Source organism: Klenkia sp. AC732, from assembly GCF_979256525.1.
Genome location: NZ_CEEDOS010000181.1, coordinates 1 through 235, shown reverse-complemented (window position 1 = coordinate 235; position 235 = coordinate 1). Strand labels below are relative to the sequence as shown.

The following is a 235-nucleotide window of genomic DNA, read 5'->3' as shown; positions in this document are numbered from 1 at the left end:
GTCCTCACCCCGGACTCCTCGCGGTTCTGGCCGGCGGTGACCTGGTCGCCGGGTGCCGCGCAGCCCTCCTACGTCAAGCAGTACGTCCGGGACTGGCTGACCTCCTCGGGCTGGGACCGTCGGTCCCCGGCCCCGGAGCTGCCCGAGGCCGTCGTCGCGGCCACCCGTGAGCGCTACGTGGCCGCCGACGAGCAGCTGACCGGCACGCCCGTCAGCTGACCGGCGCGGCCAGCAG

Annotated in this window: 1 protein-coding gene; it reads left to right on the top strand. The window is 75.3% G+C overall.

Going from position 1 to position 235, the window contains the following annotated elements; translation table 11 throughout:
- The coding region (locus AC0IVP_RS22180) for a phosphoribosylaminoimidazolesuccinocarboxamide synthase (protein ID WP_471759315.1) at positions 1 to 219 on the top strand (219 nt) is incomplete at its 5' end.
- Between the last annotated feature and the right edge of the window lie 16 nt (positions 220 to 235).